Source organism: Pseudoneobacillus rhizolycopersici (assembly GCF_054786815.1).
On record NZ_JBTOOE010000004.1, the window covers coordinates 172,474 to 184,833 of the forward strand.

Annotated in this window: 13 protein-coding genes; 2 read left to right on the forward strand and 11 right to left on the reverse strand. The window is 44.8% G+C overall.

The annotated features are described in order from the left end of the window. Window positions 1–72: 72 nt before the first annotated feature. Window positions 73–903, reverse strand: coding sequence for an octanoyl-[GcvH]:protein N-octanoyltransferase (lipL, locus tag ACX9YW_RS06550; RefSeq protein ID WP_460343637.1), 831 nt, complete (start codon window positions 901–903; stop codon window positions 73–75). A gap of 550 nt (window positions 904–1,453) precedes the next feature. Beyond that, on the reverse strand, window positions 1,454–2,425 hold the full coding sequence (pta, locus tag ACX9YW_RS06555; protein WP_460343640.1) for a phosphate acetyltransferase: 972 nt from the start codon (window positions 2,423–2,425) through the stop codon (window positions 1,454–1,456). Between the two features lie 277 nt (window positions 2,426–2,702). Here pta and hemQ point away from each other — a divergent pair, with 277 nt between their 5' ends. Together hemQ and gerQ are read left to right on the forward strand one after the other, a co-directional pair. Beyond that, window positions 2,703–3,446 carry a hydrogen peroxide-dependent heme synthase gene (gene hemQ, locus ACX9YW_RS06560; RefSeq protein ID WP_460343643.1) on the forward strand — a complete coding sequence of 248 codons (744 nt, stop codon included), beginning with the start codon at window positions 2,703–2,705 and terminating at the stop codon, window positions 3,444–3,446. A gap of 155 nt (window positions 3,447–3,601) precedes the next feature. Continuing rightward, on the forward strand, window positions 3,602–4,093 hold the full coding sequence (gerQ, locus tag ACX9YW_RS06565) for a spore coat protein GerQ (protein ID WP_460343646.1): 492 nt from the start codon (window positions 3,602–3,604) through the stop codon (window positions 4,091–4,093). 77 nt (window positions 4,094–4,170) lie between these two features. Here the strand turns inward: gerQ and ACX9YW_RS06570 are convergent, their stop codons facing one another. The 9 genes from ACX9YW_RS06570 to ACX9YW_RS06610 form a co-directional block, all read right to left on the reverse strand. Then, entirely contained in the window at window positions 4,171–4,542 is a 372-nt protein-coding gene (locus tag ACX9YW_RS06570) for a DUF423 domain-containing protein (protein WP_460343649.1), read from the reverse strand. A gap of 18 nt (window positions 4,543–4,560) precedes the next feature. Further along, window positions 4,561–4,827 carry a YwdI family protein gene (locus ACX9YW_RS06575; RefSeq protein ID WP_460343652.1) on the reverse strand — a complete coding sequence of 89 codons (267 nt, stop codon included), beginning with the start codon at window positions 4,825–4,827 and terminating at the stop codon, window positions 4,561–4,563. Window positions 4,828–4,932: 105 nt separating this feature from the next. Further along, on the reverse strand, window positions 4,933–6,159 hold the full coding sequence (locus ACX9YW_RS06580) for an NAD(P)/FAD-dependent oxidoreductase (RefSeq protein WP_460343655.1): 1,227 nt from the start codon (window positions 6,157–6,159) through the stop codon (window positions 4,933–4,935). A 208-nt stretch (window positions 6,160–6,367) separates the two neighbouring features. Further along, on the reverse strand, window positions 6,368–6,751 hold the full coding sequence (locus tag ACX9YW_RS06585) for a DUF4362 domain-containing protein (protein ID WP_460343658.1): 384 nt from the start codon (window positions 6,749–6,751) through the stop codon (window positions 6,368–6,370). 393 nt (window positions 6,752–7,144) lie between these two features. Beyond that, window positions 7,145–8,164 carry a thiazole biosynthesis adenylyltransferase ThiF gene (locus tag ACX9YW_RS06590; protein WP_460343661.1) on the reverse strand — a complete coding sequence of 340 codons (1,020 nt, stop codon included), beginning with the start codon at window positions 8,162–8,164 and terminating at the stop codon, window positions 7,145–7,147. Between the two features lie 21 nt (window positions 8,165–8,185). Continuing rightward, the gene (gene moaD, locus ACX9YW_RS06595; protein WP_460343663.1) at window positions 8,186–8,419 is read right to left on the reverse strand and encodes a molybdopterin converting factor subunit 1; all 234 of its coding nucleotides are present in this window, start codon (window positions 8,417–8,419) and stop codon (window positions 8,186–8,188) included. Beyond that, entirely contained in the window at window positions 8,412–8,879 is a 468-nt protein-coding gene (locus ACX9YW_RS06600; RefSeq protein ID WP_460343666.1) for a molybdenum cofactor biosynthesis protein MoaE, read from the reverse strand. Before ACX9YW_RS06600 ends, moaD begins: the two co-directional genes overlap by 8 nt. Before the next feature lie 303 nt (window positions 8,880–9,182). Next, the gene (locus ACX9YW_RS06605) at window positions 9,183–11,105 is read right to left on the reverse strand and encodes a molybdopterin biosynthesis protein (RefSeq protein WP_460343669.1); all 1,923 of its coding nucleotides are present in this window, start codon (window positions 11,103–11,105) and stop codon (window positions 9,183–9,185) included. Between the two features lie 12 nt (window positions 11,106–11,117). Then, window positions 11,118–12,350 (reverse strand): molybdopterin molybdotransferase MoeA, encoded by a 1,233-nt coding sequence (locus ACX9YW_RS06610; RefSeq protein WP_460343672.1) that lies wholly within the window; start codon window positions 12,348–12,350, stop codon window positions 11,118–11,120. Between the last annotated feature and the right edge of the window lie 10 nt (window positions 12,351–12,360).

A 12,360-nucleotide genomic window follows, 5' to 3' on the forward strand; every position in this document is an offset into this window, starting at 1 on the left:
AGAGAAACTTTGCAACATCCTTTAACAAAGGGCCTGCCCAATCCTATGACGATTGGACAGGCCCTTCATGCGTTATTCCAGCCCGAGCATATTGGCATTGCGCAAGACGACCCGCTCGAAATAATAATCAAACCGCACTAGTTCCTCAGGGGTCAAACCTCCGGCGAAAATCCGGCTACTATGCTCCTTCAAGGTCGTCAACAACCGTAGCATCACATCAGAGATTGTCATTTCAACCGCTAACAATTCCGAAAGCGAGGCCATTACCTGCGGATCAATCTCCGGGTAGTGAAATTTTGTTTGTTCATCACCTTTTGCTAGTTGGTAAAATTTTCGTATCAACGCCGCACGTTCTGAGCCACTCCCGGCTACACATAAATAGATTTGCACCGCTACGCCATTACGCAAGCGCCGCTGGGAAATGCCGGCGAATTTTTTACCGTCGATACTTAAATCATAGCCTCCCGGACAATAGGAACCTACTATTTCGCGCGCTTCAATCGTAACTGGAAAATCAGCAAACATTTCCTTCACACATTTCCACATCGCCTCATAGCCACTATCAATATCAATTTTCCGTTCCGCTTCGCGGAAAATCAGCGTCAGATTAAGGACCCCTTCATCTAGCACGACCGCCAAGCCGCCTGAGTTCCGCACAATATATTGATAGCCTTGCCCCTCCAGGTAGTCGAGCCCTTTCTGTAAAAAAGGTAGCTTCGTATCTTGAATTCCGAGCACAATCGTTTTCGGATGTACCCACGAACGCGCTGTGGACGGAGCGGTACCGCCGCCAACCGATTCGCATAACGCATCATCGGTGCCGAACGATTGCAGCGCGTGAAAATACGGCCCTAGGCTCGATTGGTCAATAATCCGCCACTCGGCTTGTTGTAATAGATCCATTTCGTTGGTTCCCTTCATTTCGTTTTTTTTTAGTATAACAAATTTTGCGTTTTCCTAGAGATGGGTGGGGCAAATTGTGGCGGAATGGTGAAAAAAGTAAATATGTGCTTAGGAAAGGTAAATATCCTGTCGGAGGAGGTAAATATACGTTTGGAAGAGGTAAATATCTTCCCCAAAAAGGTAAATATCTGTTCGAAGAGTCTGGCCAATTGTGACAGTTCTGTGAAAAAGTTTGATATCTAGCTGAAATCGTTTGATATCTCCTTAAAAGCGTTTGATATATAACTAAAAAAGTTTGATATCTAGTCCAATTAGTTTGATATCCTCCCAATTTAGTTCGATATCCACCCCATTCGGTTCGATAACCTTCTTTAATTTGCTCTTTTGGGTAAAAACCCGGCAAAAAAGGCCAGCCCGACATCAGTCGAGATGGCCTTTACCCTTTTTTAGCGAGCTTTTTCCTTTTTAAACGGCCTTCCTTCGAACGAGCTTTGCCCTTCTCAACGCAGCCATGCCCCTTCCAGATGAGTTCCTCACCCAAAAAAAGCAATTATAATGCTTGCCCAGCGGTGATTAAGGCTAGTTTGTAGACGTCTTCTTCGTTGCAGCCGCGCGATAGGTCGTTGACCGGTTTGTTCAGGCCCTGCAAAATGGGGCCAACTGCCTCGAAGCCGCCAAGGCGTTGGGCAATTTTATAACCGATATTACCTGCTTCTAAGCTCGGGAAAATAAATACATTGGCATCGCCTTGGATCACAGAGCCAGGTGCTTTTGACTTCGCCACCGATGGCACAAATGCCGCATCAAATTGGAATTCGCCGTCCAACACAAGCTGTGGATTGCGGCGTTTTGCCTCCTCCACTGCAGCCTCAACCCTTTCCGTTTCCGGTGATTTCGCCGAGCCTTTTGTTGAAAAGCTTAACATCGCCACACGCGGCTCGAGGTCAAACATTTCCGCCGTTTTCGCGCTTTCAATCGCAATCTCCGCTAAATCCTGGCTGTCTGGTGAAATATTGATCGCGCAATCGGCAAAGACATATTTCTCCTCACCGCGAACCATGATAAACACACCCGACGTCTTTTTAACGCCTTCTTTTGTTTTAATAATTTGCAGGGCCGGGCGCACCGTATCGGCGGTAGAGTGGGTCGCACCGCTCACCAAACCATGTGCATGCTCCGTATGTACAAGCATCGTGCCAAAATAATTTTCATCGACTAAAATTTTACGCGCTTCATCTTCTGTTGCCTTGCCCTTGCGTCTTTCAATGAACGAAGTGACGAGTTCATTAAAGGCCTCATAAGAATACGGGTCGTAAATTTCCACTCCGGCCAGACTAATGCCGAGCTCAGCAGCTTTATCTTTAATTTCGGTCTCATTTCCTATTAAAATCGGTATTAAAATATTTTCTGACGCCAAACGGCTTGTTGCCCGCAATATACGCTCATCGGTGCCTTCCGGAAAGACAATCTTCATCCCTTTTCCCGACACCTTTGTTTTTAACGCTGCAAATAAATCACTCATCTAAATAACCTCCTAAATACCTCTCACTATAAGGATAATCTTTCCACCCGTTTTTTCAAAGTTTCCACTATAAAATTCACTATTTTGTAAAAATTCCTCACCTAGCTTATTCTACCCCAAATGCGAATAAACTATTTTCGGGTGTTTATAAACGTGCCTTCTGGTGAAACTATGATATAGTTAGATAGTGGCTATTTTCGCATACAATGTTGCATGTACGTAAGGAACAAAGGTTACGAAAAGAGCCTGCTAGAAAAGATTTATAGGAGTGATACATATGTCTGAAGCAGCACAAACCCTTGACGGCTGGTATTGCCTGCATGATTTCCGCTCTGTTGATTGGACTTCTTGGAAGATGCTTTCCGACGATGAGCGCCAAAGTGCGATTCACGAGTTTTTAAATCTAGTGGAAAAATGGAATAGCACACAAACGAAGAAGGAAGGCAGCCATGCCCTCTATTCGATCGTTGGTCAAAAAGCGGATTTAATGATGATGATCTTGCGCCCAACGATGGAAGAATTAAATGAAATCGAAACTGAATTTAATAAATCGAAGCTAGCAGAATACCTCATTCCAGCGCATTCCTACGTGTCTGTTGTCGAGCTAAGCAATTACTTGCCAGCTGGCCAAGACCCGTATCAAAGCCCGGAAATTCTGGCACGCTTGTATCCCATTTTACCAAAAGCCAAGTACGTCTGCTTCTATCCAATGGATAAAAAGCGTCAAGGCGAAGATAACTGGTACATGCTACCGATGGATGAGCGCAAACGGATGATGCGCAGCCATGGCATGATCGGCCGCGGCTATGCTGGAAAAGTAAAGCAAATCATTACCGGCTCTGTTGGTTTTGACGATTACGAATGGGGCGTTACCCTTTTCGCAGACGATGTTCTTCAGTTTAAAAAGCTTGTTTATGAAATGCGCTTTGATGAAGTAAGCGCACGCTATGGCGAGTTTGGCGCCTTCTTTGTTGGTCATATTTTAGGCGAAGATGGAGTCGGAAAATTTTTAGAAATTTAATATTTAATTTTAAAAGAGTCCATCGTACATGGACTCTTTTTTGTCATAACTTTCTTCCTAGGCTCATACATATCAGTTAGTGGGTTTAAGCAGGCTATATCCATTTGGTTTAAGCCCAAATGGTTAAAATGAATACATTCCTAGGAGGGAAAGCTATGTACAATCCTAACCAATTTCCTGGTTATCAGCCCTATCAAGGCGGGCAATTTCCGCAGCAGCAACAGCAGCAGCAGCCGGGGCAATTTTATGGGCAGCAGCCTCAATTCAATTTTCCACCGACGCAAACTGGAGGAACTATGGGGTTTGGCCAAAAAACAACAACTGCCTCACCAGCCACAGGTGAATTTATGCCGGGAATGCTACCTATTGAGGAATCGTATATCGAGAACATACTCCGCCTCAACAAAGGTAAGCTTGTCACCGTGTATGCTACATTTGAAAACAACTCGCAGTGGAATGCCAAAATATTCAAAGGCCTCATCGAAGCAGCTGGGCGCGACCACCTCATCCTAAGCGATCCACAAACCGGCCAACGCATCCTTCTGCCGATGATTTACTTAGATTACGTTACCTTTGACGAAGAAATCGAATACGAATATCCATATGCCACAGGTGGACCTAGCTTGAGCAACTTTCCACCACGGTAATGAGAGATTGGCCCGGTCAGCCCCGATCGACAACAAAAAAGCGGAATCGCTCCGAAATGGAGTGCTTCCGCTTTTTTTTACAAATACTTCACCGCAACCACGATCAATAATAACCACGCTGCTAAAAATGCTAGCCCACCCAACGGGGTAATGGCTCCTAAAATACTAATTTTCGTCAAACTTAACACATACAAGCTACCGGAGAATAGTAGAATTCCAATAAACATCAACCAGCCTGACCAAGTAAGCAGTGCATTGGCCGGCAACTTTCCTAAAAGGACACCAACAATCAACAAGCCAGTCGCGTGAAACATCTGGTACGTAACACCCGTTTTCCACGTTTCCAAATACTTCGGCTCTAGCTTCCCTTCTAATCCATGCGCCCCAAACGCACCCAACGCAACCGAAAGAAACGCATTCAATGCTCCTAAAATAATAAACAGCTTCATATTCTCACAATCTCCCTTCTAAAAATCAAACAATGACTCCCCGTTGGCATCTTCTTCATTGAGCTTTTTCGTCGTCAGTGAAGAAACCGGTGCAACCTGAGGCATTGGTGCGGAAACCACAATCGTTTCGCCACCACTCTTTTCTTCTAAAATGAGTTCCGTCAATATTTTAATCGAGTGAACATGTTCGCGCAATTTCGCCGAACCCTGTGCCTGCTTGGCCTTATGTAATTCACTCTCCATCTTCTGTAAAAGCTGCTCTACCGAAATCGCCATCCATCTCATCCTTCATCATTTCTCATTTCCTATTTAACCATAATCACCTCAATTTAACCAACGTTACATCTGATGATAAAAAAGAAAAATGGGAGCGAATCCGTTCCCATTTGTTCAGCCTTTGTTGAGCAAAGGACGTTCTTGTAAATATAGAGCTAAATCCGGACAATTTCCTTCAACAATCTCCTGTACAATGATCTTTGATAACATTTGACTATAAACCGTTCCATTATCACCAAAGGCAAAAAGAAAATAGCAATTAGGATATTCTTCATATTTACCAATAATCGGAATGCCGTCCACTATTCCTCCATAAAACGCAGATAAGTAATATTCTGGTTGTACATTAATATTGGGAAACATGTTGTTAAATTCTTCCATTAGTTGATTCTTTTTGTGAATCAGTTTACTATCACGATCTTCAGGGTATGTCGTATTATCATCTAGTCCGCCTATGATGATCCGGTTATCTCTAGTTGTACGCATAAATAAATAGGGGCGAGCCGTTTCCCAAATAAGTGTCCTGTTATACCATTCGGAGAGGTCTTCGACTGGATTGGTCGTTACCGTATAGGTGCTTACATAGGAGGCCTTTTTCTCTTTTTTGATTTCAAGTCCTTCATAACCTGCTGCAAAAATAATATAGCGTGCTTGGATCGAGCACCCATTCTTGGTAGAAACCATCATCTTTCCTCGTTGTTTATCATAATAACGACCGTTCATCTCCGTATTTTCATAGACACGGACTCCTTTACTTACAGCGTAATCCAATAGGGCATGGGTGAATCGGAATGGGTTGATTTCAGCATCATTGTACGAATAAATAGCAGCGTCCCTGCTAAAAGGATATTTTGCTTCAATCTCTTCCTTTGTTAAAAAAGCAAGTTCACAATCATGCTGCTTTAAAAATTCATATTCCTTTTTTAGGCGTTCAACATCCTCTGCACAGCTAGCAGAATATAGAGTATCTCTCCTGTTAAATTCACATTCTATCGTGACAGTTTTTGAAGCTACTTCAATCTCATTAATGGCTTCCTTTAGTAATTGTAAATGCCTATTTATGTAATCTGTGCCAAATGTATGGATCATATCTGTAAACATTTTTTCGCCGGAGTATTGAAGGAGAGCTGTATTCGCACTAGTACTCCCACTGCCAATGGTTGATTTTTCAATGACAGCTACATCTAAATTAGCATTAGCAAGATAATAAGCACACTGTGCCCCAGAGCTCCCACCCCCAATGATTAAGACATCACAAGACAGGTCTTCTTCCAAAGTTGGGTATGATGGAGCATCAGGAAAAGTAGTGGGCCAATAATAGGTCCCTGATTGTAAATTCATTTCAATCCCCCAGTTATTAAAAAGTATATCGTTAATATAACCAACCACCTATTGGGACATACAAACTGTACTTCAGGGAGAAGTCCGGGATTAAATTTACCTAGCAAAACCCATTTTCCTAAATAAAATTAAAATGACCGGGAAAGTGATACCTGGTCATTTTTTAAATCGGCTATTAAATTGGTTAAACGGATTCATTTAAAAAACCTCAATCTCTATTCGTTTTTACTAATTCTAACTCTCCTAATTCTCCCTTACAGCCACTAAGCATATATTTCGTTTCTTTTTCATCTGTTACTAATCTTATATTTTTGCAGTCAAATTCCTCAATGAATTTACCATCAACACGGAAAGATACATTGATTTCTTTTCCATTAAACGTTAATGTCTTTACTCCTTTTTGACCCTCTATACCATACTGAACATAGTTTATTTTATCTGATTTATGATTTTTTACATTTTCCACAAAACTATTCAATGCCTCTATGTTTTGAATATCATTGTGTTTATTCACAACTTCTTTTATATTTGATTGGGATTGGCAACCTGCCATAATTAGAAGTAATATTACTGAGATAAATACTGGTCTCATATCTTCACCTCCTTATAATTAGACGAATAGTAAATGAACAAATTGCAAATCTTGGTCACTATAATTTTAATGTATAGCTGTTTGAAGGTTTGTTTGGTGTACGTGGAGAATCTATAAATTGAGGTGAAATCTGTATGAAAGACTTTCATTGTTGTGCGACCTGCCAGCATTTTAAGGTAGAGAAAAAGGCCAAAAAAATGAGTTATTTTTGCAGCCGATTGGGTTATGAAACAAAGACTAATTATAAATTTAATTGCTGGAGCCCAAAGGAGCATGTGATAAAGTTAATGAAATCGTAGGAAACAGGGGTTGGCTCCCTACTTACTCTGAGAACCAAGCGTCATATATCTCTGCGGTAAAAAAAATGAGGCAACTAAACAGTTACCTCATCTTTTACCCCAATATCCTCTGATAGATCGTCTTCGCCTGCGTCATATCCTTCGTCCCATGGATCAACGCGCGCCCATCTTTAAACACAACTAATCGCTGCTCATCCCATTCAACCGACAATAAATAAGGATTGCCCTTCACTTCATAGCCAAGCCGCTTTAGCTGTTCGGCAAGCTCACTTAACACTAGATCCTGTTCTTTCGGCGGGCGGATTTGCACGGTATCGCGGCCGCAGAGGACCGTTGTTTTTGTAAAACTTTCAACATCTAAATAGGGATAGCTAGGCGCTTCACCGCAGGATAAACAGTGAGCCTTCTTCGCCCGACCCATTTTGACCGAAGAGTACTGGTTGCGCCATAAATCAAAGCTAACAAAAGCAGGTCGGACCGCATCCCAATCCTCTACTAATATCTTTAACGCCTCGGCCGATTGATGGGCAATCACCATTTGCACCGTTGGACCAATGATGCCAACCGTATCACAGGTCATTCCTTGAATGGGAATCGTTGAAAGAAGGCAGTTTAAGCATGGCGTCACACCTGGAATAATCGTAAAACTCATCCCAAAGCTACCGACGCAGGCACCGTAAATCCACGGCACCTGATGCTTTTGCGAAATATCATTGATCAGCATCCGCGTCTCAAAGTTATCGGTCGCATCAATGATTAAATCGACATCACCGACCAACTCCTCAAGCATTTCAACTGTAGCATCGCCAATAATTGGACGCACCTCAACTGCCAGATCGATCGCTTGTAATCTTTTAAAAGCGGCTGCCGCTTTTGGTAGCTTTTCGTGGACATCTTCTTCGGTATAGAGCTGTTGACGTTGAAGATTACTAGCTTCGACATAATCGCGGTCAACAATTGTCAAGCGACCCACTCCGGCCCTCGTTAACACCTCAGCGTTCCCAGAGCCCAGTGCTCCGGCTCCGATTAACAGCACATGCTTGGCACGGATTTTTGCCTGCCCCTCTTTGCCAATTGGCGAGAATAGCTCCTGTCTTGAATGTCGATCTTGCATGCTAAAAAGCCTCCCTTACAATCAGCCGCCACTCACCGGTGGAATAAATGCAATGGTGTCGCCCTCTTGAATCACTTCTTCATCAGAAGCAAACTCTTCGTTGATCGCCGTCATAACGGAATCGAGCATACGAAGATTAAACTGTTCACTGATGAGTTGCTTTACATCGGCAACCGTTTTCCCAGCCGCTTCGATTTCGGCAGACTCCTGACCAGCCGCATCACGCAAATGGGCAAAAAATAACACTTTATTCATTTAAATCTGCCTCCTCCGGTTTGCCGCTTGGGTAAGCAACCTTTTCCTTCTGATCGCCAATCCATTCAGTGCCATCTTCCCAATGCTCTTTTTTCCAAATTGGCACGATTTCCTTGATTCGCTCAATCGCATAACGGTTCGCCTCATACGAATCAGCGCGATGAGGCGTGGAAACGGCAATGACGACCGCCACATCAGTAATATCAAGCTTGCCGACACGGTGGGTAATCGCCACCTTCGCCCCCGGCCAGCGCTCTTCAATTTCTGCACCGATTTGGGCCAGCTTTTTCACCGCCATCGATTCATACGCTTCATATATCAAATACAGCGTCTTCTTCCCATGGGTCAACTCACGAACCGTCCCAATAAATGTCGTAATCGCCCCAGCCTCGCGCTGCACAACCTTATCAATCACCGACTGAATTTCAATCGGATCCTTCGCTATTTCGAAAAAATTCATATTGCCACCTCACGTTTGGTTACCCTATCGGCACATATTGGTTATACGGGTTTATTTTCGATTATACGGGTTTAAACCCACTTATACGGGTTTATTTCCAATTATACGGGTTTAAATCCAGTTATACGGGTTTATTTCCGATTATTCGGGTTTAAACCCACTTATACGGGTTTATTTCCAGTTATACGGGTTTAAATCCAGTTATACGGGTTTATTTCCGATTATACGGGTTTAATTTCGATTATACGGGTTTAACTCCGATTATACGGGAGCAAATCCTACACCCCCGCAATCACATCCCCATCACCCAACAAATAGCGGCTCCGGCCGTTCCACCACTACATATCCGCCAATCTTAGCGACCTCAGCCTTAAACTCTGCCGATTGAATGACGGCAACTAACTCCTGACCTTGTTCACTTTCAAAAAACGCCCTCGTCATTACTAAATCATATTCCTCATCGGCAACTGGGATAAACTCCAAGTCCATCGCCTTCGCAGCCGGATAGATTCCCAAGCCGACGCCCCGCTCATTCGTCTTCACCTCAGCGGCGACACTCAAATGGGAGAACATCTCGCGCTGATAGCCCACGATGTCAGCTGGCATCAACCCAGCCTCACGCAACATTTTATCAAACAGCACGCGGGTCCCGGCGCCCTTCTGCCGGTTGACAAATTCAGCCTTACGCTCGGCAATATCAGCCACATCCGCAATCCCCAAAGGATTCCCCGCCGGTAAAAACCATCCCTGCATTCGCTTCAAAAACGGATAAACGACGACGGACTGCCCCGCCAACAATCGTTTCACATAAGTTATATTATATTCGCCCGTTTCCGGGTCCAATAAATGTGTCCCTGCGACATGGGCTTCGCCTTTTTTAATCGCCATCAAGCCGGCCATACTGCCGACATGCGAGGAGATAATTTTGCGGTTTGGGTCCAATTTTCGCAACTGAACCGACAACAAATCAATCGTCAAATCGTGACTGCCATTAAAAACAATCGCCGACGATATCTCTTTCAAAGGTTTCAATAACTCAATCTCTACCTCTTCACCCTGCTCCAAACCACTCACATCGGTTGGGATTACTAGCAAGCCGTCAGCGCGCACAAGCGACATCGTCACACCCGCAGCTCGAGTTAACGGGTTCGCTACATAAGCTCCATCGACAAAACCAATATTCATGCGGATAAAATCCTCCGCCCCCATCGTGGAAACGATTCGTCTACCGAGTTTCACCTTCAACCTCGGCCGCTCCGGAACAGCCACATGGTAATATTCGCAAATCAATGGCCGTACAAACCACTCCAGCGCCAAGTAGGCCGACACGGGGTATCCCGGGACACCGACGACGATGGTGCCATTAATTTTACCAAGAATCACTGGTTTCCCCGGACGTGTCGCCACCCCGTGGGTAAACACTTCGCCCAACTCTTCCATGATATGGACTGTATAATCTTTGGAGCCTGCCGAGGACCCTGCATTAATCACGACGATATCAGACGTAGACGTCGCTGCCAACAGCGCTTCACGAATCCGCGCCGGCTCATCGGCAACGATTTCCGTCAAATGAGGTTCGCCGCCCCAATCGACCACATAATTGGCAAACACGCTGCCATTGAACTCAATTAAGCGACCCGGTGCCAGCTGTTCATGAGGCTGGACCAACTCATTGCCAGTCGGAATAATCGTTACGACAGGCTTTTTGCAAACGGGTACTTGTAATACTTTCGCCGCCAACAGCGCCCCGATATCCACTGGGCGAACCGTGTGTCCAGGCGGAAACAGCATTTCCTCTTGAACAATGTCCTCGCCAATTGGGCGGATATGCTGCCAAGGTGAAGCCGGCTCAATAATTTCTAATGTATCGTCATCGATTTCCTCGACATTTTCAATCATTATCACAGCGTTAAATGGACTCGGCACAGCATGGCCGGTGTCCACATAAATAAAATCTTCATTTCGTTTTAGCTGAATCGGATTTTTTTCATGCGCGGCATAGGTTTTTTCCGCGACTACGGCAATGCCGTCCATGGCCGAAGCATGGTAATGCGGCATGGATACATGCGCGAAAATCGGCACAGCGGTAATTCGCCCTAATGCCTGCGTGGTATCGACCATTTCGACTTGGCGTTCAGGTTCAAAATGGGTCAGAATTTCTGCTAGTGCCTCCTGTCGAGGTACATCTTGTAAGTAAATTTTCCGTCGATAGGCTGGTCTTCCCATCCTTTTCACCCCTTATCGAAAAAGTAGTACCGAAACGGTTTCGCCTTTTAGCACACCTTCAGCCGGCGCCGTGACTTCAATCAAGCCCTCACTTTTCACAAAGGTGGAAATCAAGCTTGATTTTCCGAAAATCGGCTCGGCATACCATTCGCCTGCTTCTTCGAACAGACGAACGCGATGATAATCCGTTCTTCCAGGTGCCGATGGAATATTTTTCGTCACCTTGGCTTTGGTTATTTTTTTATTAACAGCTTGATAGCCTTGAAGTCTTTCTAAAATCGGTCGGCCAAACAGTTGAAAAATCACCATCGCCGAGGCCGGATGTCCTGGCAGTCCGATGACCGGTTTCCCGCCATCCGCCACCGATAAAATCGTCGGTTTCCCGGGCTTAATCGAAATTCCATGAACAAACACGCCAGGTTCCCCTAGTGATTCAATCACATCCACCGAATAATCCTTCGTCCCGACTGAACTGCCACCAGAAAGAATCAAACAGTCTACTTTCGCTAGCAGCTCCTTCGTTCGGCGGGCCAATTCTGCTTCATTATCATGGACAATCCCGCCGTAGATAAATTCGTAGCCCCATTCCGCGACCATCGCGCCAATCGTGACTCCGTTCATATCACGGATTTCCCCTAAAGCTGGCTCACGCGTTTCAATCGATACAATTTCGTCTCCCGTTGAGATATAACCGATTACTGGCTTCGCGTAAACGGCCACCTCAAGAATACCTTGCGATGCGAGAGCACCGAGCTCTTGCGGGCGCAATCTTGTGCCTTTTGTTAATAAAATCTCGCCCTTCAACAAGTCCTCGCCGATGGATATCACGTTTTCCCCTGGAGCAATTTGTTTAAACACATTCAGAAGTCCACTTAAATCCTCGCAATGCTCGATCATGACGATGGCATCAGCACCTTCCGGGACCATTCCCCCAGTCGGTACATACATCGCTTCTCCGTGGAAAAGTGCCCGTGGCGGCGTCTGGCCCATTTTTACCTCACCTGCTACCTGTAAAAACCCCGGCATACTTTCTGAGGCGCCAAACGTGTCGCTCGCCATAACCGCATAGCCGTCGACGGCCGAGCGACGGAAATTCGGGACATTTTCCAACACAACAATATCTTCAGCTAAAACGAAATGAAGCGCACTCAAAAGCGGCTTCGTCACAACTGGTAAATGAGGCTTAATCTGCTCATTGATTAACCTATACGTCTCTTCAACCGTTTTGACTTTAAAAAATTCCATCCAGCTTACT